We start from the raw sequence: 25,820 nt of genomic DNA, 5'->3' as shown, positions 1-25,820 counted from the left end.
ATGAATAGAAGAGACGCAATACAACGGGTGGCCTTACTGATGGGGGGAACTATCGTCGGCGCAAATCTTTTTCTGGAAGGTTGCAAAAGACCGGTATCGCAGGATATTAAAAAGCTTTTTGAGGCTGAATCTATTGATTTTATAGGGGATCTGGCAGAAGCTATTTTGCCGAAGACAAAAACTCCCGGCGCAAAAGAAGCCGGTGTAGGGGAGGTGATCCCGGTGATAGTAAGAGATTGCTATACAGCTAATGAACAAAAGATTTTTATGGAAGGCCTCGCTACGATAGATACAAGAGCTAAGAAAGAGTTTGGGAGCGAATTTCAGAAGTTAGAGAAAAAAGACCAGACTTTATTTGTCAATAAGCTGGATAAGGAATCCAAGGAGTATAATGGTAAAAGAAAAGAGCAGGATCCGCCTCATTTTTTCACTTTGTTTAAACAGCTGACTTTGCTCACTTTTTTTAGTTCAAAGTTAGGTGCTACAGAAGTACTTCGTTATGTAAAAATTCCTGGAAAATATGATGGTGATTTTCCATATCAAAAAGGTGACCGGGCATGGGCAACTTAACCTGAACGTGTATTAAGTTACTAAATGCACCTTGACATAAGGTGCATTTTTATTTTTAATTAAATTTCCGTTTTGTTTATCTCTCAAAATAATTCTGTATTCGGGATAATAATTAAGCTGATCTGTTTTTTAGCTAGATTTTCAACGTATTTTTTTGGTGGCACAACTTGTATTATTAAATAATAAATGGTTATTTTAAGCCTTTAAAATTCAGATCGTCACTTCGCATCAAAAAATCGGTCTTTAAAACTATGAACAAGCACATGATTCTAATTGTTGATGACAAATCAGAAAATATTTATTCTTTAAAACGATTATTAGAATCCAAGGATTTTTTAGTAGACACAGCATTGTCCGGAGAAGAAGCACTAAAAAAGGTATTAAGAAATGATTATGCCCTTATCATTCTGGACGTTCAAATGCCGGGTATTGATGGCTTTGAAGTTGCAGAGACCCTTTCAGGCTTCAGTAAAACAAAGGAAATACCCATTATTTTTCTTTCTGCGGTCAACACCGATAAGAAATTTATCACAAAAGGCTATGAATCAGGAGGTATTGATTATGTAACTAAACCTGTAGATCCCGATATTCTGCTGTTAAAGGTAAAAACATTCTATCGGTTGTACGAACAGACACTAGCTCTAAATGAAACGCAGCAGGCTCTTATTTCTGAAATCGAAACCAGAAAGAATGCAGAAGCAAAATTAAAAGAGAGGGTCTATCATTTGCATTCTACCTTAGAGTCTCTGCCTCAGATCGCATTCACCGCAAATGCAGAAGGTCATATTGAATTTGTTAATGAAAAGTGGTTTAAGTATTCACTTTCATCTGAAACATTTCCGAAAACACATCCGGAAGATAAAAATATCTGGGATGAGTGGTTGTTGGCTATGGCCAGTAGCAATTCGCTGGAACTTGAAGTCAGGATTAAAGAGATCGATTCGGATATATTCAGATTTCATTTATTGCGTATTATACCTATCAGAGAGCAGGAGGTGATTGTTAAATGGGTGGGTACTTTCACAGACATTGATGATCAGAAACAAATAGAGAAAAAGAAAGATGAATTTCTGAGTATAGCCAGCCATGAATTGAAAACTCCTCTCACCAGTATCAAGGCATACATACAACTGTTAGAACGAACCCTGAGTGCCGAAGAAAATACAGCTACAAGCAAATACCTGAATACTGTACAGCATCAAGTCTCTAAACTGAATAGTCTGATTGCAGATTTACTGGATATATCTAAAATAGATAACGGTAAACTAAAGATGAATAAGAGATTGTTCAACTTTGAAAATTTGCTGAGCAATGTTGTGGATACCATATACCACACACATGAAAACAGTAATATAAGGATTGAACGGGAGGGCGATCTTATTGATCAGCCTGTACTTGGTGATGAAATAAGGATCGAACAGGTATTAATCAATTACCTGACAAATGCTATTAAGTATTCGCCTGATTCAAAAAGAGTGATTATTAAAACAGAACAGGAAAATGCCCAAATCAAAGTAGATGTTACTGATTTCGGAATTGGAATTCCTGAGCATAAGCAAAAAAATATTTTCAATAAATTCTATCGCGTCGAAGAGTCATCGCTCAAATTTCAGGGTCTTGGAATAGGCCTATACATCTGTTCGGAAATCATCCGCCAACATAACGGAACATTTGGAATACAGAGTCAGACCGGACAAGGATCAACATTTTATTTCACTATACCTTTAAACTAGACAGCGCATGCCTGGCAAATTTATACGCAGCCTTCAGATAGGCTTTGGAGTTTCATTACTGATATTGTTGGCGAGTTCTACCGCTTCCTATCTCAGTATAAAGGAACAAATCAATAACCGAAAGAAGGTGGATCATACCCGTCAGGTGATCAGTGGCGTCAACAAGATTCTTGTCGATCTGCAAAATGCGGAAACAGGACAGCGTGGTTTTCAGCTTACAGGTAAAGAAAGTTTTCTGGAGCCTTATATCAATAGTACGCAATCTTTACCGGAGTCACTAAAAACTGTACGAGAGTTGACGATAGACAATCCGAACCAAACCCGTCGCTCAGACAGCCTTGAATCATTAGTCAATTCCAGAATAAATATTCTTCAGAATCTGGTGAAAATCAGAAAACAAGGTGGTGATATTACAGTAGAACAGTTAGAGGAAGGCAAACGTTATATGGATAGCTGCCGGAATATTATTGCTGGTTTTACAAATGAAGAGGAAATGCTTCTAAACAAGAGAACAATAGCCCTCGATGCCTCATCAAAATACACTTCTTTTTTTATTGTAATAGCGGCTATAGCTTCTTTGATTATTACTTCCGTATTCTACAAAAAAATAAGAGAAGATTATTATAAGAGAGAGCAGCTGCAGTCTTCTTTAAAGAAAAAGGATGAGGAGATAAGCCGCCGCTTGAATGTTATTCAAAAAATCGCGAATAATATTGCTCATGGAGACTACACTATACGAATCAATGATACAGAAGAAGATGATCTGGGAAGCCTGGCAGGATCTCTGAATGATATGACAGACGCTTTAAAATCTTCTTTTGATAAACTGAATAATAACGATTGGCGTCAGACAGGATTAGCGAAGCTGAATGAAATACTTGTAGGTAATAAAAGCCAGGAAGTATTGGCGGAAGATTCTCTGTCGCACCTGACGAATTACGGAGATTGTATAAACGGTGCATTTTATCTGCTGGAGAATGATCTGATCAGACTGCAAAGTGCCTATGCGCTGGAAGAAAGAATGACCAAAACACTTGAAATCGGTGAAGGAATGGTTGGTCAGGTTCTGAAAGATGGCAAGGAAAAACTGATTGAGGGGATTCAGGCTGAAGACTATATTGTTAGTTTTTCAAACGGTAAATTGGCAGTAGGTCATATTTTACTGTTACCCGTTATTCTTAACGGTATCTGTATAGGTGTTATCGAACTGGGATCGGCACATAAATTTGATAAGTTAAAGATTGGCTTTTTCAAGGAAGCTTCTGCCACTATAGCGCTGGCTCTTGCTGCAGCCAAAAGCAGAAAACAGGTACAGACCCTTTTGGAAGAAACCCAGGCACAGTCGGAAGAACTGCAGGCGCAGCATTCTGAACTGGAAAATCTGAACACAGAACTGGAGGCACAAACGCAAAAACTGCAGGCTTCGGAAGAAGAACTGCGCGTTCAGCAGGAAGAACTTTTACAATCTAATCAGGAACTGGAAGAGCGTTCCAAACTATTGGAAGAAAAAAATCATCTTATTGCGGAACGTAATCTGGAGATTCAGGAAAAAGCAGAAGAACTAGCCTTAAGTACAAAATATAAGTCAGAATTTCTGGCGAATATGTCTCATGAGTTAAGGACTCCTTTAAATTCGATTTTGCTTCTTTCAAGACTCATGTCAGAAAATACAGAAGAGAATCTGAATGAAGATCAAATCGAATCAGCGAAGGTTATACAAAGTTCGGGTACGAGCTTGTTGAGTCTTATTGATGAGATATTGGATCTTTCGAAGATCGAAGCCGGCAAGATGGAACTGGAGTACCAGGATGTTAAACTATCAGACGTAACACAGGAATTAAGCAGCCTGTTTGCACCTATAGTGAAGGAAAAATCGCTGGATCTGAATATTGTTATTCAGCCGGACTTGCCTTCGACACTGGAGACAGATAGATTACGACTGGATCAGGTGCTGCGGAATCTGCTGTCAAATGCGATTAAGTTTACATCCAAAGGAAGTATTACACTGACCATTACAGAGGAAGAAAGTAACGGGAATAATATTGTATTTGCTGTAAAAGATACCGGAATTGGCATTGCTGAAGATAAGCAGAAAATAGTATTTGAAGCTTTCCAGCAGGCCGATGGATCTACCAGAAGAAAATTTGGCGGTACAGGGCTTGGGCTGTCTATAAGCCGTGAAATAGCCCGTCTTTTGGGAGGAGAAATCAGACTGGAGAGCAAAGAAAATGAGGGAAGTATATTCAGTCTTGTTATTCCAAAATCGAAACAGGTATCTGTCATCAGTCCGAAAGCGGATGAATTGGTCGCTATTATATCTTCTGATGTAGAAGAGGTGAATGCTTTGGTCGCTGAAGAAATCAGTCCGTACGTTATTCTGGATATACCTGCAGAGATTGAGGATGATAGAAATAATATTAAGGAGCATGACAAGGTTATCCTGATCGTGGAGGACGACACCAACTTTGCTAAGGCACTGCTGAAATATACACGACAGCAAAATTATAAAGGAATAGTAGCCGTAAGAGGAGATATTGCTGCAGAATTTGCTGAAAAATACAAACCTTTGGCCATTTTGCTGGATATACAGCTACCTATAAAAGACGGATGGCAAGTTATGGATGAATTAAAAAGTAATCCGGCCACACGACCAATTCCTGTACATATGATGTCCTCTCTGAAAATGAAAAAGGAGAGTTTACTCAAAGGGGCGATAGATTTTATCAACAAACCTATTGCAATGGAACAGATCGGAGGCATGTTTAAGAAGATTGAAGATGCTTTGGCCCGTTATCCTAAAAAAGTACTGATTGTAGAAGAGAACCCTAAGCATGCGACTGCCTTATCGTATTTTCTGAGCAACTTTAATATTGCTTCTGAGATCAGAAGCAATGTGAAAGACAGTGTAGAAGCATTGACTTCTGATGCCGTCAATTGTGTGATCCTGGACATGGGCATTCCGGATAAGACAGGTTATGAGACGCTGGAAGCCATCAAAAAGAATGAGGGTTTAGAGAATTTACCTATTATCATTTTCACAGGTAAAAATCTGTCCAAAGCTGAAGAAACGAAGATTAAGCAATATGCAGATTCTATTGTAATCAAAACGGCACATTCTTATCAGCGAATCTTAGATGAGGTCGGATTATTCCTGCATTTGGTAGAAGAAAAGAATGCTGACCAGGTGCAGAAGAAGGCTAATAAACTGGGTTCATTAAATGAAGTGCTGAGTAATAAGAAAGTATTGATTGCGGATGATGATGTGCGTAATATCTTTTCGCTGACTAAAGCGTTAGAAAAATATCAGATGAAGGTAATTTCTGCTATAGATGGAAAAGAAGCTATTCAGCAATTAAAAGATAATCCTGATATTTCAATTGTGCTTATGGATATGATGATGCCTGAAATGGACGGATATGAAACTATCCGGTTGATAAGACAATCTCCGCAGTATGCAAAACTGCCTATAATGGCGGTAACTGCAAAAGCAATGACTGGTGACCGCGAAAAATGTATTATAGCTGGGGCATCAGACTATATATCAAAGCCGGTGGATGCGGATCAGTTGCTCTCTTTACTTAGGGTATGGTTATATGAAAATTAATAGGGGCAGGAAAAGATTATGGAAAAGGACAAATTAATATTAATCATTGATGATGACAGCAGAAATATCTTTGCCTTGACCCTGACTTTAAAGTCGAAAGGATACCATTCGGTATCCAGTCAGTCAGCGGCAGAAGGAATTTCATTGCTGAAAGAAAATAAAAATATAGGATTGGTATTGCTGGATATGATGATGCCAGAAATGGATGGATATGAAGCGATGAAGATCATCCATGGCTTAGAACAATGCAGGCATATCCCTGTTATTGCAGTCACCGCACAGGCAATGGATGGAGATCGGGAAAAGTGTATAGAAGCAGGAGCATGGGATTATATCTCCAAGCCTGTAGATGTAGATAAGTTGTTGGCAGTCATAGGAAAAGTGAAATAAATGCTGGAGCCGAATATTATAAAAAATGATGAGCTCGAAATGCTACTCGCAGATGTATCTGCCCTATATGGTTATGATTTTACAGAATACAGCCGTGCATCTCTCAAACGAAGAATAAACAGGATCTGTCTCATTGATAAGTTTACCAGTTTTGCAGAACTGCGGTATAAAGTGCTGAATCATCCGGAATATTTACAACGTTTTATCGAAGAGATAACGGTAAATGTTACAGAGATGTTTCGCGATCCGTCTTTTTATAAATCCCTGCGTGAAAATGTATTTCCTCAGCTGGGAACTTATCCGTTTGTCCGCATCTGGCTGGCAGGATGTTCTACCGGAGAGGAAGTGTATTCAATGGCTATTATGCTGAAGGAAGCAAATTTATATCACAGATCGCTGTTGTATGCTACGGATATTAACCCGGGTGTACTGGAAAAGGCCAGAAAGGGAATTTTTCCGATAAGCCAGATGAAACAGTATTCCGAAAATTATATCTTATCCGGAGGGAAATCAGATTTTTCAGGCTATTACACGGCCAATTATGACATGGTTAAATTCAATGAAGATCTGAAAGAAAAAATGATATTCTCAACACACAATCTGGTTTCGGACAGTTCTTTTAATGAATTTCAGCTGATAATGTGCCGGAATGTGCTGATTTATTTTGATAAAGAATTGCAAAATAAGGTATTCCGTCTGTTTGATGACAGCCTGGATAGTCTTGGTTTTCTTGCTCTGGGATCAAAGGAAACATTACGGTTTTCCGCTTTGGAAAGCCGGTACAAACAGCTGGATGCTGAAAAAATCTGGCGAAAAAGTAAGTAGAAGATGTTGAAAAAAGCAGAGATATTTCTTATTGGCGGATCTGCAGGAAGTCTGAAAGTAATATTGGAAGCCCTGCCCGAACTACGGAAAGGCCTGTCCTTTCCAATTGTTATTATTCTTCATCGGAAACCGTATCCTGATTCTATACTTAATGCATTGCTTTCCAGTTATACAGATTTAGAAGTATTTGAAGTCGAAGATAAGATGTCTCTTGAAAACGGATGTATTTATGTGGTACCTCCGGACTATCATCTTCTTTTTGAAAATAAAAACCTGGTTTCTTTAGATTCTTCAGAAAAAATGAACTATTCCCGTCCTTCAATAGATGTCACATTCCAGTCTGCAGCTGAAGTATTTGAAGAAAATACAGTAGCTTTACTGCTTTCCGGAGCAAATGCTGACGGAGTTGACGGATTATGCAGGATAAAGCATAATAGTGGCATAATACTTGTGCAGGATCCTCAAACAGCAGAGGTGGATTATATGCCCAGACAGGCAGTATCGCGTGTTCAGGTTGATTATTTGCTGAAACCCGATGAATTAGCCGTATTTATAAACCAATTAAGCGTTTAGTATCCAATACATCTACTGTACAAATTAACATATACCTCACAACATTACATACTTATGAACGACAAAACCGTATTGCTTTTTGATGATGATATCAATATATTGGAAGTGTGTTCCATTATACTTGCAGAAGCAGGTTACAAGGTGGAAATTTCTCAGACTTCACATGATATTATAGAGAAAGCTGCCGAAGTAAACCCTGATGTTATTTTGATGGACAACTGGATTCCGGATATCGGAGGTATTAAGGCAACACAACTCCTGAAGGCACATCCCGACTTTAATCATATTCCGGTTATTTATGTTTCCGCGAATAATGATATTCATGTTCTTGCAGAGACGGCTGGTGCAGATGCTTATCTGGCAAAACCATTCGATCTTTCTGATCTGGAAAATATTGTGGAACAAGTGCTGACTGAAGCAGGTAGTAAATCCTAACAACTTAAGCAACACTTTCTGATTATTCTAATTCTTAAAGTGAGTATAATAACTACAAAAGGCAGATTTTTCTGCCTTTTGTAGTTATTTATAAGCTGTATTTTGCACCAAGTTTGTTACTAAAGCAGATCTTTCTCCGAATGGGTTTGTATTCCAATTTATAAAAATTACATTAGCGACTGATAAATCCGTTACCGGATAATAAGCTATGAAACCTAATCTAATTTTCTTATTACTCTTTACAGTTTGCCTTTATTTCCATGCTCAGGCGCAGACTGAAGATATCTACCAGACTATATTACAACGGGTTCATGATGAACAGGTCAGCGCTGTTAAAGATATCAGCGAGCTGGACAGGAAAGTGAAAAATAGCCTTTCTACGCTCAATCACAGCAATGGCAAATGGGAAGAATTTGATTATACAGATCATAAACGGATTAATCCTGGTTGGATGCCTGTACTGGAGCGGATCCGAACTATGACTTTGGCATATTCACATCCACAGAGTAGCTATTACAGAAATAAGGATTTATGGTATGCTGTCCATAAAAGCTTAACATATTTTACCAATCATAAGCCGTTACCGTATTGTGACAACTGGTATCAGCAAGGGATTACACGCCCTCAATCTTTGTCCCTGAGCCTTATCAATATGAAATTCGGTGCAAAACCTTTGGAGAAGTCTGTTGAAAAAAGTACGCTTGCAGCCATATGTAAAGATACATCCGTCACAAGCAATGGCCGTAATAATCCTATGCATAAATTTAATTTCGGCGCAAATAAAGCACAGATCGCTATGGGATGGATATACATGGGCGCATTGTTGCGGAATAAAATTGTTCTGGAGACGGGGGTAAGGGAAACGTATGCGCCGATTCAATATACAGAAGGAGAAGGGATGCAATATGATCTTTCCTATGATATGCATTACGGATATTTGTACAACGGTGCTTATGGGACAGAATTTATGCACAGTGTTATTAAAGCAGCCAGTTACACAGCGGATACTGAATATGCATTGAAAGGTGAAAAACTAACATTGTTCCGCAAGTTTATTCTGGAATCTATATTTGGTGTGATCAGGGGCAAATGGATCGACTGGAATGTTCTGGGAAGAGGAATATCCCGGATTGGGGCTACTCAAAGGGATTATTCGTCTGATCTGCTCCGATTGGAAGAAATTGATCCTCAGGGAAAAGAACAATATGAGATTATACGTAAAAGAATGAGTGGTGAAGAAGATGTCTCTTTTGGTATAAAACCTCAGCATAAATACTATTGGAATACAGATTATACTGTACATAGCCGGCCTTCTTATTTCCTCTCTATACATGCGGTATCCAACAGAAATTATGCACAGGAGATCGGAAATCAGGAAAATATAAAAGGATTCTGGGGAGCCTCGGGAACATTAAATCTGCAATTGGACGGACCTGAATATTATAATATATTTCCACTCTGGAAATGGACGAAATTACCGGGAACAACCTTACCGGATACTTTGCCTATTCCTGTCAACAAGGCTCCGGGAGAGGGAGACCGGAGAGGTACTCATGCTTTTTCCGGTGGAGTTTCTGACGGGTTATACGGAGCTACTGCATATGTCGTGGACGAAGATCTGCATACATCTGCAAAAAAAGCATGGTTTATGTTTGATGAGGAGATTGTCTGTCTGGGAGCGGGTATTCGTTCCTCCCTATCTTATCCTGTCCATACAACTCTTAATCAAACCTTCCACAATGAAGAGGGATTTTATATATGCGCAGATCATGAGGTACATCCGTTTAGCATGAATAGTAATTTCAATGCGGGAAATCATATCAATTGGGTCTTGCATAATCGGGTAGGCTATATATTTCCAAATGCAGGTAATGTAAATTTATCGGTTGAAAACAGGAAGAGCGATTGGAGTGAAATAAGACATACGGGAGAGAAAAATAATAAGAAGGTTGAAGACAAGAATGTATTTCAGTTGACTCTCGAGCATGGTGTCCGTCCGAAAAATGCAACTTATGCTTACATTATGGTACCGGAAATAAAGGAACCTGCAGATATGAAAAATTATCTGCTAAAGGATAATATTTACATTCTGGCTAACGATGATGAAAAGCAGGCCGTCTTTCACAAAGGTTTACATATCTGGCAAATTGTATTTTATAAAATCACAGAACCTTTCTCTGATGATCAGCTGAAATTGGGGTCAGATATTCCCGCTGTAATAATGCTTAGAAAACTGGATAACAGTCAATATGAGATTTCTGTATCAGATCCGACACAACAGCATAAAAAGCTCAATGTCAGTGTAAAGTTGCCTGAGAAGTCTGCTCCAATCCGGATAGAATTTGAACTTCCTCAAAAACCTTTTGCGGGTCAGACGGTTTCTAAGATAATAGATTAATACCTGCATAGGAGGTTCGTAATGCAAAATTAATACGTAAGCCTTTCTGCATTTGCAAAATTAATGTAAATTAGGACAAGGATAAGGAATAACATATCCCTTGTGTTTAACACTGACTTACCTCATTATTACTATGATTGACAATACATTTTCACTTACCAACAGGCAATTGTTAGATATTCTGATTTTATCAAAGGATGCTACCGCTATATATACAAGTGAAAATCTGATTATCGAGTTTGCAAATGACAGTATGTTGACGTTTTGGGGAAAGGATAGAAGCATAATCGGCATGGAACTGGGAGAGGTTGTTCTCGGTTTGAAAGAACAGGGTTTTATTGATCTTCTGAAAAATGTCTGGAACAGCGGAAATACATATGAAGCTAAAGATGTACCCGCCAAATTGTTTATAGACGGACAGTTTCAAACCTATTACTTTGACTTTATTTATCGCGCCTTAACAGATGAGACCGGTCGTACCTATGCTATTCTGCACACAGCTACTGAAGTGAGTGACCGGATGGCTGCCTGGAAACTTGTAGAAAGTCAGGAAAAGCTACAGCAGGAGATTAATAAAGAACTAAAAAATGTCAACAGTGAATTTAAGCAGGCAAATAAAGAACTTAAACAGGCCAACAAAGAGCTGACGACCTTATCCAGAGAACACCGTGCGATTAATTTAGAACTTAGTCAGTCGAATGAGTATTCCAGAGATGTAAATGAAAAACTTATTGAGATTAACAGTGAACTTCTGTTATCGCAACGTCAGTTTGAGCATTCGGAAATGATGTTACGGCTGGCTATAGAAGCGGCAAATTTTGGCACCTGGAGTGTCAATGTAGAAACAAGAGAACTAGTGGCTTCTATACGCCTGAAAGAACTATTTGGATTTTATCCAGAGCAGCAGGTGTCATTGAGTGATTGTCTCGGGCAAGTCACAGATGAATACCGGGATTGGGTAACCAGTTCTATAGAGACGGCTATAGCCGAAGGAAATGGGTATGATCTGTCGTATACTGTAAAAGGTTTTCATGATCAGAAAATTCGTTGGCTCAGGGCTGTTGGAAGATTGATAGGCGATGTCAGCAGTGAAGGATTATTCTTCACCGGGGTAGTAATGGATATCAGTAAGCAGAAAAGTGAGGAACAATTGAAAAATGACTTTATTTCAATTGTGAGTCACGAACTCAAAACACCACTTACCTCACTCATGGGGTATGTACAGATTTTACAGATGATATTGAAAAATCATGAAGATGACCGTCTTACAGGGATTTTAGATCGCTCAAAAAGTCAGGTTTCCAAAATGAACAGTATGATCAGCGGATTTTTAAATGTTTCCCGGTTTGAGGATGGTAATCTGTACCTGGAAAAACAATCTTTTGATGTTAACGAGTTGATCAGTGAGATCATATCGGATGTTTTGCTGACGCATAATACACATCATATTCAGTTTGTACCTACAGGTTCTATTTTGCTTTATGCGGATCGTGATAAGGTTGGTCAGGTTGTCAGTAATTTGCTGAGTAATGCGATTAAATATGCGCCTCAAAGTAAAGAAATTACATTGAAGAGTGTGTTGAATTCCGGTCAGCTTCTCGTAAGTGTAGAAGACAAGGGGATGGGTATTCAGCAGGAAGAACTGGATCGCCTGTTTAACAGATTTTATCGTATCGAGAATAAAGAAACAAAAACAATATCCGGATTTGGTATCGGTTTGTATCTGTGTGCAGAAATAATCAAACGTCACAATGGCCTTATCTGGGCAGAGAGTGAGATAGGATCAGGTTCTGTCTTTCAATTTACAATTCCTGTAGTACTTCCTGAGTAATATAATATTAATCAAATGATAATCTTAATTTTACTTTTGGCGTAGTTATTGAATTGTTTTTAAATCATGAGAAAAGTGAAACGAATTTTATTGGCAGATGACGATGCTGGAATCGTAGATTCCACTACGATGTTGTTGGAAATGATGGGATACAATGTAGATTCCACATTGGATGGATCTATAGTGCCCCAGGTGGTGACTTCTACCTCCAGTCCGGATTTGGTTATTATGGATATCTGGATGGCCGGAATAGATGGCCGTGATATCTGCAGAATCATAAAAAATGACCCCCAAACATCCAAAATACCGGTTTTAATGATTTCTGCAAGTAAGGATATTAAAGCATCCGCAATAGAAAGCGGAGCAGACGCTTTTCTCGAAAAACCATTTGAACTGCAGGAACTGATCGAAACGATCGAGAAACTGGCTAATTAAATTCCCCGCTAAAGTTAAAGGGTAATGTTTCGCATCCCTTATATTGTTCGTATGTTTGCATTATGAAGAAAATGTACAATGATGTGGTCGAATTATTACCGGAAATGATTCATTGCTTCAATAACCATTCGATGTTTGATACGCTGGAGGAAGGTGATATTATTTCCTTTGTTCCTTTTAAAGATGACGCCGTAGCCAAAGACTTTGTCGCACAAACCAATCAGATGCTGGCCGATTATTTTGAAATTGATGATGAAATGTGCTATCCGGAAGAAAGCTATAAGGATAATCATGATAATCCGATCTTCTTTTGGAAAGACTATCTGAATTGCTTTTTTAATCTGGAACTGGTGGGTGATGATATCGCTAATGAAGGATTTGAAGGAACAGCTTACGGATTGTACAAAATCGCTAAAATAGCATATATAGACGAAGTGAATAAACGTCTCAAACAAAGACGCATTAACGGACTCCGACTGGAGTATAAAGTGAAATCGACACCAATGGATAGAAATAAGCATTGGAACCGAACCTATGATAAGGACTTTTAAAGAGGTCGTATTTTCTATATTTCTGAAATAGTAATCCAAATTTTGTCAATGCAAAAGACAGTTTCTTTATGTCTTGACAGTCTCCCAAAATTTAGCTTATCCTTTGTATTAAGAGGTCCAGACTATCTTCTTTTGCCAGATTTAGTTTTTGTTTTATGCGGTAACGAGCCATAAAAATGCTTTTTGGATCTACGCCCAGACGATTGGCAATTTCTTTATTGGAGAAGCCCATTAAAATATATGAACAGTGCTTCAGATCTAATCGGGTAAGCTTATTATCAGCCAGTTGCTGCAGACGGTTGAAAAATTCAGGCGGTATATTTGTCAGACTGGCTTTAGTATGTTCGAAATCTTCATTCAGCCGCTGATCCTCTTTTAATATACGCTCCATCTGATTTTTGAGCATATCATTTTCAGAGGGAGCCGCTAATTTATCCCGCATAGCCTGTAAAAGTTCATTCTTTTGCTCGACCTGTAAATTGCCGGCCAGCAGTTCTTTTTGCAATCTGTCTTCCCTTTCCTGTAATAACTCTTGTTCGGCCTTAAGGCGTGCAGTCTCCTCAGCCCGTAGTTTTTGCTGCTGAATGGAAGATTTTAAACGGAAATGATAAGAACGAAAAAGAAATATAAGTGCAAGTATACCGGCTAAGATCAATCCGGCTGAAATAAAATTGAGTTTTTGGTTAAAAGTAGCACGTTCCTTTAAGGTTTCCAGTTCTTTTTCTCTTTTTTCAGCTTCATACTGTACTTCCAGCCGCTGTGCTTCAACCAATCTCCCGGCATCGTATGCTTCCCGTTCGTAGGTCATATATTGTTTATAGTAGCCCAATGCTTTTACAGAATTTCCACTTTTTTCCGCTACATTGGCCAGTCCTTTCATCATGGAAGCCATTACTTGCTTTCTGCTACCCGGATCTTGTGCTACTTCAGCAAAACCCATATGAAACAATCGCTCTGCTTCCGCATAATTGCCTTCAGCTATGGCATATTCGCTTAATATACCATAACAATTTGCAATAATTTCCTCATGTTTTGTCTTTCGCGCAATTGTCAAAGCCAGATTAATATACCTTTCGGCACTGTCTTTATAGTGCTTTGGGTAAAATTCCCAGTAAATATTGGCCATGTTTAAGGCTGCAGCAGCAGTATTAATATGATTGATAATGCGCTTTGGTTGCGATTGAGAGAGTGATAAGAGCTGTCGGTTGTAGAAAATGGCTGAATCGAGCAATATCTTTTGTGTTGGTTCCTTTCTGAAGTCTTGTAAAAATGATGAACCTGTGGCCAAATAAGCGTTACAAATAATGTCAGGGTCTGCTGAATGATAAGCTGAATTGAGACTAAGATGGGTATATTTTTTTAAATTTTTTACATCTTTCAGGTCAGCATAAATACTTGCCAGATAATGATAAGCTAAACTCTCGTAGGCATATGCGTGCTGTCCTTCCAGCAATTGAAGTGTACGAAATAAGCTAGCAGTTGCTTTGGTGGTATTATTTACAATATATTCCAGCCAGCCTTTTCTTAGCCATATATAACCATTAATAACCTTGTTTGAAGATTTTGCGGTATATGTTAATGCTCTGTCAATATTTTTTTGAGCCAATACAAGACTGTCCCGCTGTACGTTCAGATAAGTCAGTGTAGCGAGTGCAAAAGCACTGTACTGACCATCAGTAAGCTTATTACCAAGTTGCAGCGCTTCGTTCGTAATACTTAAAGCAAATGGCATATCTGTTTCGTAACTAATCCGGCCGAGATGAGAAAGTGCCATTGTCTTTTTTTCTGGGCTGAGTTGCGGATTGCGAAGCAATGTTTTTAATGAATCTTCAATAACAGATTGCGACCATACCGTTTTTATGCCTGCAAAGAGCACAAATACTATAATTACCAGTCTCATATAATGCTTCATAGGGCCTACAATGTATTAAGTGTGAATTCTGACCTGACCATAACAAAAATACAATTTGAAGTTAGAATTATGACCATTTTAGCTCTTTTCAACTAGATGGCTTAACGGGAAAAACAGGTTTGTAGATGTTTTATGGGCACTTTTTGTTTTTCTGTAGAGACTTTGTAGATGTCTTATTTTTCATAAATACAGCTATTGGACAGCATCTTTGTAAGAAGTAATTTAATTCCACTAATTCTAAAATTTTATTTTATGAACAACAAAACTTTAGCAATTGTATCTTACATTACCATCATTGGTTGGTTGATGGCTTATTTCTCCTATAAAAAGCAAACGGATAAAAGTACGTATGTGACTTATCATCTGGAGCAGAGTCTGGGCGTGTTTGTTTTTAGTATTATCATTTCCATTATAGCAGGTATCTTAACTTCTTTACTACCAACCTTGTCAATTGTCTTTTCTTTATTTACGCTTATTCCACTTATTTTATTGGTATTGGGGATGATCAATGCATCAAACGAGGTTACAAAACCGGTACCTGTAATTGGTGGCTTTTTTGAGAAAAAATTCGGCTTTTTAGCCTAAATGAAGTGTTTTATAATTTTTTACACCTACTAAATGAATTGGATATGAAGTATGTAATAATAGTAATGTTGTGCTTTACAACAATATGTGAAGTTTTTGGCCAAAGTACAGAAAAAGCTTGTATAGAAGTAAGAGGTATGGCTAAAGTTGAAAAAACAATTAAGACATATATACTGGATATACTGATAACTGAAGAGTTGTCTTACTCGGAGGAAAAAAGAAGTCTGGAAGATATAAAGAAAGTATTTTTTGACAGAGCTAAAGCAGCAGGTTTTGATTCTTCCCGGTTTACAGAGGATAAACTCACTTATGCACTGACACAATATGGTGCAGGTGGCAGCTTTTATAGTTTTCAGACATCCGATCCGGAAGAAGTAGTGAAATTTAATAACTTAATCATTGATAAAACAGGTACGGTATCTATTATGGCGCGCCGTGTGACGTATCTGCCGGCAAAAGATTTTTCTAAAATAATTGCGGCAGCTGTTGCAGATGGAAAAGGGCGTGCTGAAAAACTAGCTATAGCATTGGGTAAAAAATTAGGTGCTCTACAGACGATTATTGATTATTCAACATCCAACGATGAAGTGGAAGAAACCGTTTATTACCAGCCAAAGGAAGATCGTTATTACTACCTCTCATTAAAATACCTTGTGGAGTAAGTGTCAAATACGCTATCTAAAAAATAAACAGATGAAAACAAATAAATCATGGACAACAGTAATACTGTTAACTATTGCCTTGATATGCGCTGCAGGTTGCAAAAAAAGCAGCCCGGCTGATGAAGAAAGTAAAGCTATTCAGGAGATAAAACAAAAAGTTATTGGCCGTTGGAATCTGGTAGATTTTATTGAAGAAACAAAAAAGGGTGATGAACCACCCAAAATCATAGATAATGATCCTAAAAATGTCTACTTCGAATTTTTTGCCAATGACAAGGGAAAAACAAATGCGGAAGGAGAAGAAGAATTTGTATACGAAATTAAGGCCAATAATATTCTCATCTTATGGGGATATCCGACCAGTATTATCGAGTTGACAGGTAACAAGCTGACGTTTAGAAACACTGCAACTGCAGATGGTACAACCTATACACAAACGTATTATTTGACACGTTAGGTATAGATTAATTCATGTTGTATTTGAGTTTTTTATAAAATAGAAAAGCCCGCGTCTCCACGCAGGCTTTAGGTTGAAACAAAAATACCCAAGTTTTTAGGGGTATGTGGTTACCACTTTACTCACTTTCCAGACATCCTGACTGCGGGTAAGGGTTATGTAGTCTACACGAGTGAAGTTCTTAAAAGCCATTGTTGCTTTTGCTACACAGATATCACTGTTTTCATCCAGTACCTGGTATGAGGTGATACAGTCGTATTGCAATCCTTTGGTGTTTTTCAGGAACTCAGTGTATTGGTTTTTGTTAAATTTTTCATTGGGCTTACTTGCCGTATAGTATTCAAAGTCTTTAGCGAATAGCTGATTGTTGAAGTTAAGGTTGCCTAATGTGGTTGCTTCCAGAAATGATTTGACAGTACTTACCGAATTATCTTTTACCGGGTTTGTGTTTTCACCTGCGAAAGCACTTAGAGAAGTAACCAGGATCAGAGCAGTTGCGATGGATTTGATTGCGTTTTTCATGTTATTTAGTTTCTTTAGTTTTTGTTGTTATGTGTTATTGTTTGAATCAAAAGTAGGGTAGAATATGCCGCAGGGGAATAGAGATTAGATCAATGCAGCTAAAAACTCGGCAAAAACGGGGCTTCTGTCGGTGAAAATTACAGGTGGCTTAAGTCTAAATCATATAACCGGTATTATATATAAAAGGAATCGCTATATATTTGTATGAATATACATGCCCGGATTAAAGGCAATAAAGAAGGGTGTAAAATACGATAATAAAAAGCTATGACTACCGGCAAAACATTACGTTTATGTACAAAAGGGCATACGTTTTATAAAAGCAGTACATGTCCTACATGCCCTCTCTGTGAAAAAGAGAAAGAGCCTGTAACGGGTTTTCTGGCGTATCTGAGTAGTCCGGCGAGAAATTCCCTTTTACATCACGGTATAGATACTCTGGAAAAACTCAGCGGAAACTCTAAAAAAGAAATTCTGAATCTGCACGGAATCGGAAAAGCATCTATTCCGATATTAGAAAAATTGTTGAAAGAGGAGGGGCTGTCCTTTAAACCCGAACAGCCTGTACAAAAAGGTTAATTTACCGGAATAGCAATGTTCCAGGATTTTGTGCCATTTTCAAATCCACCTTTCCCGTCCATCGTAGCAAAGAACATGCAAACAGGTTTGCCTTTTTCAAAAAGGACAAATGGTCTTTCGAGTTGTCCCATTGTAATTTCTTTTCCATCTTCAAATTGCAATAACCGGGAATAGGCTTTAGGTTGTTTATCTATAGTCCATTTCAGTCCGTCTTTGGAGTGAAACAGCACTCCGGCATGATGTTCACCTGTCATCTTGCTGGTCATATCTTTCATCAGGAGATGCAGACCTTCCGTATCCTCCCAAAGAAAAGGATCTTCAAATTCACTATAGGAAGCATCAGCAAACAGCGGTAAATCATTATTTAGGACTGTAAAGGTGTCTTGTATGGATTTGGCATAGGCTATGCCAATTTTTTGTGAGGACTGATAGGGATATTTCTTGCCATAGGCTCTTCCTTTAAATACCATCAGTACGGATCCGTCTTTTCTGATCAGCGGAGCCGGATTGGAAGTCAGGAAACTGTAGAAAGTATTCGGTTTGCTATCCAGAATTGGCTTATCCAATCGTTTCCAGGGACCTGTTACAGCATCTGCAATCGCTACTCCTATACGTTTATTAGAGCGTCCTACTGTCGCATATACCGAATTAAGGGAAAGTTGCGAAGCATCTTTTGGATCGTCAAAAGGATGGGTAGATCCCATATAAAATAAGACATACTTGTTTCCGTATTTGCTGATACTGGGATTGTGTGTAGAACGTCCGTCCCAATACTGGGCACCTCTGGCCGGAAGTACCACTTCTTTAAATGTATATGGTCCTTCAGGTGTGGGCGATTCTGCCCTTACAATTTCGGAGGCTACCATCCAGGTCGGATGGAAAGGAAATTTTTTTGGCCAGCGGGATGCGAACATATGATAGGTACCTTTTTCATCTTTGATAACTGAACCACACCAGACCCAGTAATCGTCCATAGAAAATCCGGAATTGTATTTTACTTTACCAATGTGTCCGAAAAACGGATTGGTTTGTTGGGCAGATACTGTGCCGATATGCATATAGAGTACAAAGCTCAGGCTGATGGCAACAATAATACGCAACATTCCTTTGGGGGAGTTGTACATAAGGTTAAGGTGTTTTTGGTTAGGTTATAGTAAATACCGTATAAGCATAAAGCATATACGGTATAGCTTTATTCTATATAAAGTGATATAAAAATATCACATTACCGACATATGCAGGTTTAGCCTGATCTTTGATATTTAACGTGGCTTCAATAGTTACTTTGGTTACGCCTCGCAGATTAACTGCTGATATTAACTTTGCTTTTAACTGTACCGCACTGTCAACAGTAACAGCCTGTCCGAATCTAAGCTGTTCTATGCCATAATTTACTTCCATCTTAATATTGCGGACATCTGCAATCTGCTTCCACAGGTAAGGAATTAATGACAATGTCAGATAGCCATGTGCAATCGTTGTTTTAAAAGGACTGTCAGTTTCTGCTTTTTTGGAATCTATATGTATCCATTGATGATCCAGTGTTGCATCTGCAAATCTGTTGATTTGTTCCTGATCAATAATGTGCCAATCCGAAACGCCAAGCTCTTTCCCTTCGTATGATTTGTATTCTTCGAAATTGTTAATTATCAGCATAGTTATAAATCAATATTTTAAGTGTTAATGAAGATCCTTTTTTTTCCGGTATGCCGGTTGAATTACTTATTACCTGGATAACCTCTAATCCGCATATTTGTTTAATATGAAGCCGGAATTATCCTTTGTCGTTAAGTCTTTCTAAATGTACTAAATTTCTTTTTATAATAGTCAATCTGTAATTTATTATCATTCGACCGCAAAAATAGTCAGCACAGCTGCATGATCGGATGCCCATACATCATCAATATCAGGACTGGTCCTGACAATTTTGGAAGAAATAGCTTTTATCCCGCCTTTATAGTAGATAAAATCTATGCGGGCATTCTGCAACTGTCCGTATATAGGAGCAAAAGTACCTCCCTGATGTGTCATTTCATCGGGATTTAACTCTCTGAAAGAATCTTTAAAACCTTTTGCATACATAAATTTTGATGCTGGAAAGGCAACCGGACCATAGCCATAGTGCAGGGATCTGGCTCGTTCGGTCCAGTCCAGATGACTAAATGAATTAAAATCTCCTGCAATAATAACAGGCATATCCGGAGATTCCAGATATGGATTGACATCTTTTTCTATCAGATTGCGAATGTCTGTAAGAGCAAGTTCAGCGTCTTCAGCTACCCAGGTTTGGGTATCCATTCCCGTATTTTGATAAGTACAGGTATACTCGGGCCTGTAGGCATATCTCAACCAGCAGTCATTGATAAGTATATGTCTGCCGTTTGGCAAATCTACTCTGGCAGGATTCGATTTGAACGGTTCGCTGGATTTTATACTTTGAACAGGATATCTGCTCAGTAAAGCAAGATTATCTTTAGAAGATTTAGTTTGCAGATAAAAACCTAATACCTGAGCGATACTGTCCTGCGCCGAATATCCTTCCTGCATCGTAATGATATCCGCTTTGGAACGGCGAATAAGATCTGTTATTCTGGCTCTTCCGGCTTCCTTCCCCAGATGTACACCACCATGCCAGATATTCCATTGTAATACGCTGAACAGATTATTATTCATTTTGGGTGTAACATGCTGCCATACTTCACTAGTCTCTTCCTCTGGTATGTATGTCTTTCCTGAAAGTTTAAACTCGGGTACTGTTGCCCGTAGTTTATGACCAACATGTGCATCTTCATGAATGTCGAAGGTGATAAGGAAATAGTTAACACCCGGTCGTAAATGAAATTTTTTACTGTTTCTATTATTGCGGAATACCATTTCCTTTGCAGGTTTTACCGGCTGTTCAAAAAGAGGTTCCCTGACAGAGGAACGGGGATACTGCCCCGTATAGTAAATCCGAATATTGCAGATGTCTGTTGTACTAGTCTGTTCGTTTAGCCGGAGCCTGATCTCATCCAGTGTCAGTGCTTCTTTATCTCCCTGAGCAATTACTCTGATTTTCAGTGCCTGTCCTTCCTTTGTTCCTTGCTCAAGATCCCATTCATTTTGGATAACGACGGCATTGAAAAGCTGTTGCTTCCCCTCAAAGTTCTGAAATGAAGAATTGGTATTTTCTACAGCATAAGCCATGGGCAGATGACCATAGTAGTCACTTCGGCCATTTCGCAGATGATAAGCTATAGCACCTTTACCGACCCAGTTGACAGACATAACATCCTTAAAATCATCAAAGTTGTAATACCCTGTTAAAGATGAAAAATAAGGGTGCGCAGAGGTAACAGGTTTATTTTTCCATTTGTTTATATCGGATACAGGAATAGCCTTTGACCATATTCTCACCTCATCTATTAATCCGCCGAAGCAGTGTTCTTTTTCATTGAGCCCTATGGCTCCGGGAAGGATAGCTGTTGCGGTATCTTTTCTGCCCACTTCTTTGCCATCCAGATATAATACAGTTGTCCGGCCATTACAGGAAGCAGCCACATGATGCCAGTTATCATCCATCTTGACAGAAGCACGCAGCTGAGCACCTTTAGTATAGAGATAGCCATCTTTTATTACCAAAGGCATGTTATCACAGATATTGAGCTCGCTGTATTCTCCACCGCCTATAATAGCCTCATACGGTTTCCAGTTGGTGTCATTTCCTTTTATCCAGGCCTCTAATGTCCATTCGCCGGATATAATTCCTATTCCTGTCCTTACATCATTGTCCTTGCCATCCATATGTAGAGCCAGATTAGACTTTTGTGCCACACTATGAAGGGTATAACATAGAACTATAAGAATCAGCAGATTGAATTTCAGAACCATAGAAGATCAATGATATTTAGTAAACGGTTATTTCATAACATGTATATCTCATAAAACATGCTAAGGTCAGTAAAGCTGTATTTCAAATATAGCGTATTGACGACGATTATCTATGTATACTTCCTCTGGCAGAAAGAAGAGTAAGGATAGGATAATGTCAGTCCTATATCCAATCAACCGATTGACTCTATATTTTTTTTGAATTTTTGAGGTACATCATGTTGTAAGGAAGTATTTAAAATGTTACAGATTAGCGTGGCCAAAAGAAAATTTCAGCGGAGGTTAGTATAATTTTTAAAAATTATTTGGAAAAAAAACATAAAGTTTTAATTTTACATAACCAGTTATGTAGTTAGCTACTTTGTTGACGATGTGATTTGGAAATTTGATGATTCAATTGACGTTCAAAGATTTTACTATGGAATTTTTTAATAAAACGGGAAAGATGGCTTTAGGAAGCAGACTTCGATTGCTGACCGCTAAAGTAACGGAAGACGCCGCTAAGGTGTATGAACTTTATGATATGGAATTTTCGCCAAAGTGGTTTCCTGTATTTTTTATGCTCGCGGAAGAGGGGGAAAAGACTATTTCTGAAATTGCTTCTGAAATCGGGCATTCTCAACCTTCAGTTACCAAAATTATTCGTGAAATGGGAACTGCAGGACTAATTGCGGACAATCTGGATTCGGACGATAAACGCCGTAATGTGGTGGGACTGACCGAAAAGGGAAAAGAACTTTCTGAAAAGATCCGTGTGCAATGTCAGGATGTGGAAGCAGCTGTAGAAAGTGTAATGAATGAAGCCAGACATGATCTTTGGGCTGCTATTGAGGAGTGGGAAGTATTATTAGAGCAGAAATCTTTATTGAGACGGGTTCAGGAACAGCGCAAAATACGGGAGAGTAAAGCGGTACAGATTGTAAGGTATGAGCCGAAGTACCAGTCTGTTTTTAGGTCTCTCAATGAGGACTGGATTTCCACTTATTTTGAAATGGAAGAAGCCGATTATAAAGCGTTGGACAATCCACAGGAATACATTCTGGACAAAGGAGGAGCTATATTTGTTGCGCTTTACAACGGGGAGCCTCTTGGTGTATGCGCATTGATCAAGATGAATGATGCGGAGTATGATTATGAAATGGCAAAAATGGCTGTTTCACCGGCTGCACAGGGTAAAAATATTGGTTTATTGCTGGGACAGGAAATTGTTAAAACAGCCAGAAGTCTGGGGGCTGCCAAAATTTATCTGGAAAGCAATACCATACTTACCCCGGCAATAAACCTCTATTACAAATTAGGATTTGAAAAGATCATCGGGCATGCTACTCCTTATAAGCGATGTAATATACAGATGGCGTTGGTTTTGGATAAGGATGCCTGATTTTTATAAAGAGACGTAAAAATGTGTTCCGGAAGACAGTAAATCCGGGACACATTTTTTATCCGGGATTATTTCTATTCTCTTATGAGGCTACAACACAGTATTTCATTTCTGTTGTTAGTGAGCCAGAATTCTTCGTTAAAATGTTCAATCACTTTAAAATCTTTTGATCCGCGGGGAAGCTCAATATCCAGCAGATTGTTGTCTTTTATTGAAAATAATTTCTGTTTCCCTTTCCATTCGTCACTTTTGAATACCGGAGTCAGAATGAGGTATTGTTGTGAAGAACTGAATACGCCTCTTACACCGTGCTTCTTCGTATCCCTTTTAAATCCTTTTTGTTCCAGAAGCCGGTTTATCAGCTTTCCGGAAGAATCTATTTCTCCATAGGTGTAGAAATCCATTCCATATCTGTTAAGACTCATCGTATCTGATCCCTCTGCAAAAGCCAGCAATTTATTATCCATTGAAATAACATGCCCTATTATGGGAGGTTCCTTTGGGATTTCCTCAGCCTCAAATCCACCAAATCTATCCATAGGGTAATCATCCGCATTCAGACTTATTACCTGTTGCCACTGGGCTGTCTGCTTATCGAAATCAATATGCAGAAATGCCAGATATCTGTTGTTTTGTGAGGTAATAGGTTCAGAGAAGATAATAGCATAGGTATTCTTAATCTGCCCGATAGCAGACACTCCACTTATTCTGGGGGTAAGGCCAAACATGCTATATGCACCGAAGAGTTCCTTGCCCATAATACTTATTTCAGCAGAAATATCCAGATCAGTATTAAATAGTTTCAAATTGGAAAGATCTTCCACCAGGCCAATCTGTGCTTTAAAAGCAAACAGCATCATATTATGATGATTTTCGAAAGCTTCACTTGAATCGGCTACTATTTTTCTCATATGTCCGTTAGCCAATGTCACGAGAGTAACTCCTTCCAGCTCTTCTACAAGTGTTACAAAGGTGCCATTATCGAGGACGATACTTCGTCTGTCCAGTATGTAACTGTTTTCAGGAAGTGTAAACCTGTCTTTTATTGCAAGTTTGATCATGATCTGACTGTGCTTTATATGTTTTTATAATCTGAATTTTTGTTTTTACAATTCTTCTTTTTGAAATAATGCATACTGCGTTTGAATATATTTCATGACGTTTTGTTGCTGGATGCTATCTATGGGAAACGCTAATCTTTCCGCTACTTCCATCGAAAACTCTGCAAAAAGCTCTGTTATTGTAAATAGTGCTTTCCAGTTTTCTTCTATATTATGATTCGCATAGGTGTTTAAAATGCGTTGATAATGCTTTTCCGAAAGATACTGTTGCATGTATTTTCCAGATTTGCCGAATGTAACTTCAAAATTATGTTCCATACCGATTTTCCATGCAAGGACATTCATAAACATGGGTCTGATATGCAGGTCAAATGCTTCTTTAGCATATGTTATTTCCTCCCGGTAAAGACCTTTTACTACATAAGTACTGACCCACCAGAATTCGTTACAGGTTTCCGCAAATTCCTGTGCAGCAGGTTTGTTAATGTAATAGTTCCTTTCGCTGCTTTCATCAATACACACAAACAGACCATCTTTATCTAACCAAACGATCGTCAGGCTGTCCTGTTTATAAGAATCCAATTTGCCGACGGGGAATAAGGTAAGGTCAATACGGTTGAAATCTGTAAACAGCATCAGGTAAGCAAAAGATTCCGAATCCTGCCCGGGATCATCTGTAAGGTAAGTCATCGCATCAGGAAGCTGCATAATAATCCGCTCTCCGAAAATATCAATCCATGTAGGATCTTTCGTAAAACTGCCTATTTCGTTCACTACAAAGACGATATCATAGTCCTGAAATTTGTCCGGTTTAACAGCAGGATTTGCTCTTGATCCGTTCAAAAGGATAGCGCGGATACGTGAATCCGTTTCCCCGAATGCTACGATCATGTTTTGTATTTCTGAGGCTGTTCTCATTGCTGCTGATAACAATCTGATCCTGATTTTAGTTTTTAAATTTCTGATTCGTATTCACCCGTTGCAGTAATGCTTTATAATAATAGCACATTTATTTGTAGTTTTGTCCGGCTTGAAAAGATTTCTCCCCATATTACTGATGGCAATTATGCTGATACAGTCCTTCAACAGGGTCTGGATCGTGAGCTCATTCTATATTAATCAGGAATATATAGCAGTCAATCTCTGTGTCAACCGGTTTGATAAGGTGGCCACCTGTAAAGGCTCCTGTGTATTAAAAGAACGGTTGAAAAAAGAGAAGGAAAGTGAACAGCAGGCAGCCAAGCAAAAGATTTCTGATGTGTATGCTTTCTTTCAGCTCAGATCTGCTGTGCAGCAAAAAAAAGCTGTAAATCCTGACTGTGAACGCAAATTCCCTCCGTTTACATCTGACCTTTTGCCCTCAGGAAATCCTTCATCCATATTCCATCCTCCGGTATCCCTTGCCTGATTTATAATCGTACGTATTTTTTAATTATTTAGTATTAA

General features: G+C 38.5%; 24 protein-coding genes. 17 read left to right on the top strand and 7 right to left on the bottom strand.

The window, feature by feature from the left end:
• The 11 genes from B4B65_RS14350 (at position 1) to B4B65_RS14300 (ending at position 13,345) form a co-directional block, all read left to right on the top strand.
• Complete coding sequence (locus B4B65_RS14350) at positions 1 to 570, top strand: gluconate 2-dehydrogenase subunit 3 family protein (RefSeq protein WP_293916256.1); 570 nt, start codon at positions 1 to 3, stop codon at positions 568 to 570.
• Positions 571 to 821: 251 nt separating this feature from the next.
• Positions 822 to 2,303 carry a hybrid sensor histidine kinase/response regulator gene (locus tag B4B65_RS14345; protein ID WP_293916255.1) on the top strand — a complete coding sequence of 494 codons (1,482 nt, stop codon included), beginning with the start codon at positions 822 to 824 and terminating at the stop codon, positions 2,301 to 2,303.
• Between the two features lie 7 nt (positions 2,304 to 2,310).
• Positions 2,311 to 5,907: a response regulator gene (locus tag B4B65_RS14340; RefSeq protein ID WP_293916254.1), complete on the top strand. Its 3,597-nt coding sequence runs from the start codon at positions 2,311 to 2,313 to the stop codon at positions 5,905 to 5,907.
• An 18-nt stretch (positions 5,908 to 5,925) separates the two neighbouring features.
• Positions 5,926 to 6,297 (top strand): response regulator, encoded by a 372-nt coding sequence (locus B4B65_RS14335; RefSeq protein ID WP_293916253.1) that lies wholly within the window; start codon positions 5,926 to 5,928, stop codon positions 6,295 to 6,297.
• A complete protein-coding gene (locus B4B65_RS14330; protein ID WP_293916252.1) occupies positions 6,298 to 7,122 on the top strand; it encodes a CheR family methyltransferase in 825 nt (274 codons plus the stop codon). It begins immediately after the preceding gene.
• A 3-nt stretch (positions 7,123 to 7,125) separates the two neighbouring features.
• Complete coding sequence (locus B4B65_RS14325; protein ID WP_293916251.1) at positions 7,126 to 7,695, top strand: chemotaxis protein CheB; 570 nt, start codon at positions 7,126 to 7,128, stop codon at positions 7,693 to 7,695.
• A 54-nt stretch (positions 7,696 to 7,749) separates the two neighbouring features.
• The gene (locus B4B65_RS14320; protein WP_201679685.1) at positions 7,750 to 8,130 is read left to right on the top strand and encodes a response regulator; all 381 of its coding nucleotides are present in this window, start codon (positions 7,750 to 7,752) and stop codon (positions 8,128 to 8,130) included.
• Between the two features lie 208 nt (positions 8,131 to 8,338).
• Positions 8,339 to 10,528, top strand: a complete 2,190-nt coding sequence (locus B4B65_RS14315; protein WP_293916250.1) for a polysaccharide lyase family 8 super-sandwich domain-containing protein — start codon at positions 8,339 to 8,341, stop codon at positions 10,526 to 10,528.
• A gap of 133 nt (positions 10,529 to 10,661) precedes the next feature.
• Complete coding sequence (locus B4B65_RS14310) at positions 10,662 to 12,359, top strand: ATP-binding protein (protein ID WP_293916249.1); 1,698 nt, start codon at positions 10,662 to 10,664, stop codon at positions 12,357 to 12,359.
• A gap of 66 nt (positions 12,360 to 12,425) precedes the next feature.
• Positions 12,426 to 12,794 carry a response regulator gene (locus tag B4B65_RS14305; RefSeq protein WP_201679682.1) on the top strand — a complete coding sequence of 123 codons (369 nt, stop codon included), beginning with the start codon at positions 12,426 to 12,428 and terminating at the stop codon, positions 12,792 to 12,794.
• Positions 12,795 to 12,856: 62 nt separating this feature from the next.
• Entirely contained in the window at positions 12,857 to 13,345 is a 489-nt protein-coding gene (locus B4B65_RS14300; RefSeq protein WP_293916248.1) for a hypothetical protein, read from the top strand.
• 91 nt (positions 13,346 to 13,436) lie between these two features.
• Here the strand turns inward: B4B65_RS14300 and B4B65_RS14295 are convergent, their stop codons facing one another.
• A complete protein-coding gene (locus B4B65_RS14295) occupies positions 13,437 to 15,245 on the bottom strand; it encodes a helix-turn-helix transcriptional regulator (RefSeq protein ID WP_293916247.1) in 1,809 nt (602 codons plus the stop codon).
• Positions 15,246 to 15,509: 264 nt separating this feature from the next.
• On the opposite strand from B4B65_RS14295, the gene B4B65_RS14290 reads away from it, so the two are divergent.
• The 3 genes from B4B65_RS14290 to B4B65_RS14280 are packed head-to-tail and all read left to right on the top strand — an operon-like array spanning position 15,510 to position 16,961.
• Positions 15,510 to 15,842: a DUF4870 domain-containing protein gene (locus tag B4B65_RS14290; RefSeq protein ID WP_293916246.1), complete on the top strand. Its 333-nt coding sequence runs from the start codon at positions 15,510 to 15,512 to the stop codon at positions 15,840 to 15,842.
• A gap of 44 nt (positions 15,843 to 15,886) precedes the next feature.
• Positions 15,887 to 16,504, top strand: a complete 618-nt coding sequence (locus B4B65_RS14285; protein WP_293916245.1) for a hypothetical protein — start codon at positions 15,887 to 15,889, stop codon at positions 16,502 to 16,504.
• A gap of 31 nt (positions 16,505 to 16,535) precedes the next feature.
• Positions 16,536 to 16,961: a lipocalin family protein gene (locus B4B65_RS14280; protein WP_293916244.1), complete on the top strand. Its 426-nt coding sequence runs from the start codon at positions 16,536 to 16,538 to the stop codon at positions 16,959 to 16,961.
• 96 nt (positions 16,962 to 17,057) lie between these two features.
• Here the strand turns inward: B4B65_RS14280 and B4B65_RS14275 are convergent, their stop codons facing one another.
• Complete coding sequence (locus B4B65_RS14275; RefSeq protein WP_293916243.1) at positions 17,058 to 17,483, bottom strand: hypothetical protein; 426 nt, start codon at positions 17,481 to 17,483, stop codon at positions 17,058 to 17,060.
• A 267-nt stretch (positions 17,484 to 17,750) separates the two neighbouring features.
• Here B4B65_RS14275 and B4B65_RS14270 point away from each other — a divergent pair, with 267 nt between their 5' ends.
• The gene (locus B4B65_RS14270; protein ID WP_293916242.1) at positions 17,751 to 18,062 is read left to right on the top strand and encodes an RNA polymerase alpha subunit C-terminal domain-containing protein; all 312 of its coding nucleotides are present in this window, start codon (positions 17,751 to 17,753) and stop codon (positions 18,060 to 18,062) included.
• Here the strand turns inward: B4B65_RS14270 and B4B65_RS14265 are convergent.
• From B4B65_RS14265 to B4B65_RS14255, 3 genes are all read right to left on the bottom strand, one after another.
• A complete protein-coding gene (locus B4B65_RS14265) occupies positions 18,059 to 19,186 on the bottom strand; it encodes a glycoside hydrolase family protein (protein ID WP_293916241.1) in 1,128 nt (375 codons plus the stop codon). The two genes, B4B65_RS14270 and B4B65_RS14265, sit on opposite strands and share 4 nt — an antisense overlap.
• Positions 19,187 to 19,259: 73 nt before the next feature.
• On the bottom strand, positions 19,260 to 19,718 hold the full coding sequence (locus tag B4B65_RS14260) for a MaoC family dehydratase (RefSeq protein WP_293916240.1): 459 nt from the start codon (positions 19,716 to 19,718) through the stop codon (positions 19,260 to 19,262).
• A gap of 189 nt (positions 19,719 to 19,907) precedes the next feature.
• On the bottom strand, positions 19,908 to 21,875 hold the full coding sequence (locus B4B65_RS14255; protein ID WP_293916239.1) for an endonuclease/exonuclease/phosphatase family protein: 1,968 nt from the start codon (positions 21,873 to 21,875) through the stop codon (positions 19,908 to 19,910).
• 475 nt (positions 21,876 to 22,350) lie between these two features.
• Here B4B65_RS14255 and B4B65_RS14250 point away from each other — a divergent pair, with 475 nt between their 5' ends.
• Complete coding sequence (locus tag B4B65_RS14250; RefSeq protein ID WP_201679672.1) at positions 22,351 to 23,313, top strand: bifunctional helix-turn-helix transcriptional regulator/GNAT family N-acetyltransferase; 963 nt, start codon at positions 22,351 to 22,353, stop codon at positions 23,311 to 23,313.
• A 74-nt stretch (positions 23,314 to 23,387) separates the two neighbouring features.
• Here the strand turns inward: B4B65_RS14250 and B4B65_RS14245 are convergent, their stop codons facing one another.
• Positions 23,388 to 24,374 carry a hypothetical protein gene (locus B4B65_RS14245; RefSeq protein ID WP_293916238.1) on the bottom strand — a complete coding sequence of 329 codons (987 nt, stop codon included), beginning with the start codon at positions 24,372 to 24,374 and terminating at the stop codon, positions 23,388 to 23,390.
• Positions 24,375 to 24,419: 45 nt separating this feature from the next.
• Complete coding sequence (locus B4B65_RS14240) at positions 24,420 to 25,292, bottom strand: aminoglycoside 6-adenylyltransferase (protein ID WP_293916237.1); 873 nt, start codon at positions 25,290 to 25,292, stop codon at positions 24,420 to 24,422.
• A 112-nt stretch (positions 25,293 to 25,404) separates the two neighbouring features.
• Between B4B65_RS14240 and B4B65_RS14235 the strand changes: the two genes are divergently transcribed.
• A complete protein-coding gene (locus B4B65_RS14235) occupies positions 25,405 to 25,782 on the top strand; it encodes a hypothetical protein (RefSeq protein ID WP_293916236.1) in 378 nt (125 codons plus the stop codon).
• Positions 25,783 to 25,820 lie beyond the last annotated feature (38 nt).

It is taken from the genome of Sphingobacterium sp. UBA5789 (assembly GCF_002418355.1).
Lineage (GTDB): Bacteria > Bacteroidota > Bacteroidia > Sphingobacteriales > Sphingobacteriaceae > Sphingobacterium.
Note: the sequence above shows the minus strand (reverse complement) of the source record. Positions and strands in the feature narration are given on the sequence as shown.

Excerpts from the sequence above, each read along its gene's own strand:
- B4B65_RS14350 (WP_293916256.1), top strand. The coding sequence starts at position 1 with ATGAATAGAAGAGACGCAATACAACGGGTGGCCTTACTGATGGGGGGA.
- B4B65_RS14345 (WP_293916255.1), top strand. The coding sequence starts at position 822 with ATGAACAAGCACATGATTCTAATTGTTGATGACAAATCAGAAAATATT.
- B4B65_RS14340 (WP_293916254.1), top strand. The coding sequence starts at position 2,311 with ATGCCTGGCAAATTTATACGCAGCCTTCAGATAGGCTTTGGAGTTTCA.
- B4B65_RS14335 (WP_293916253.1), top strand. The coding sequence starts at position 5,926 with ATGGAAAAGGACAAATTAATATTAATCATTGATGATGACAGCAGAAAT.
- B4B65_RS14330 (WP_293916252.1), top strand. The coding sequence starts at position 6,298 with ATGCTGGAGCCGAATATTATAAAAAATGATGAGCTCGAAATGCTACTC.
- B4B65_RS14325 (WP_293916251.1), top strand. The coding sequence starts at position 7,126 with ATGTTGAAAAAAGCAGAGATATTTCTTATTGGCGGATCTGCAGGAAGT.
- B4B65_RS14320 (WP_201679685.1), top strand. The coding sequence starts at position 7,750 with ATGAACGACAAAACCGTATTGCTTTTTGATGATGATATCAATATATTG.
- B4B65_RS14315 (WP_293916250.1), top strand. The coding sequence starts at position 8,339 with ATGAAACCTAATCTAATTTTCTTATTACTCTTTACAGTTTGCCTTTAT.
- B4B65_RS14310 (WP_293916249.1), top strand. The coding sequence starts at position 10,662 with ATGATTGACAATACATTTTCACTTACCAACAGGCAATTGTTAGATATT.
- B4B65_RS14305 (WP_201679682.1), top strand. The coding sequence starts at position 12,426 with ATGAGAAAAGTGAAACGAATTTTATTGGCAGATGACGATGCTGGAATC.
- B4B65_RS14300 (WP_293916248.1), top strand. The coding sequence starts at position 12,857 with ATGAAGAAAATGTACAATGATGTGGTCGAATTATTACCGGAAATGATT.
- B4B65_RS14295 (WP_293916247.1), bottom strand. The coding sequence starts at position 15,245 with ATGAGACTGGTAATTATAGTATTTGTGCTCTTTGCAGGCATAAAAACG.
- B4B65_RS14290 (WP_293916246.1), top strand. The coding sequence starts at position 15,510 with ATGAACAACAAAACTTTAGCAATTGTATCTTACATTACCATCATTGGT.
- B4B65_RS14285 (WP_293916245.1), top strand. The coding sequence starts at position 15,887 with ATGAAGTATGTAATAATAGTAATGTTGTGCTTTACAACAATATGTGAA.
- B4B65_RS14280 (WP_293916244.1), top strand. The coding sequence starts at position 16,536 with ATGAAAACAAATAAATCATGGACAACAGTAATACTGTTAACTATTGCC.
- B4B65_RS14275 (WP_293916243.1), bottom strand. The coding sequence starts at position 17,483 with ATGAAAAACGCAATCAAATCCATCGCAACTGCTCTGATCCTGGTTACT.
- B4B65_RS14270 (WP_293916242.1), top strand. The coding sequence starts at position 17,751 with ATGACTACCGGCAAAACATTACGTTTATGTACAAAAGGGCATACGTTT.
- B4B65_RS14265 (WP_293916241.1), bottom strand. The coding sequence starts at position 19,186 with ATGTACAACTCCCCCAAAGGAATGTTGCGTATTATTGTTGCCATCAGC.
- B4B65_RS14260 (WP_293916240.1), bottom strand. The coding sequence starts at position 19,718 with ATGCTGATAATTAACAATTTCGAAGAATACAAATCATACGAAGGGAAA.
- B4B65_RS14250 (WP_201679672.1), top strand. The coding sequence starts at position 22,351 with ATGGAATTTTTTAATAAAACGGGAAAGATGGCTTTAGGAAGCAGACTT.
- B4B65_RS14245 (WP_293916238.1), bottom strand. The coding sequence starts at position 24,374 with ATGATCAAACTTGCAATAAAAGACAGGTTTACACTTCCTGAAAACAGT.
- B4B65_RS14240 (WP_293916237.1), bottom strand. The coding sequence starts at position 25,292 with ATGAGAACAGCCTCAGAAATACAAAACATGATCGTAGCATTCGGGGAA.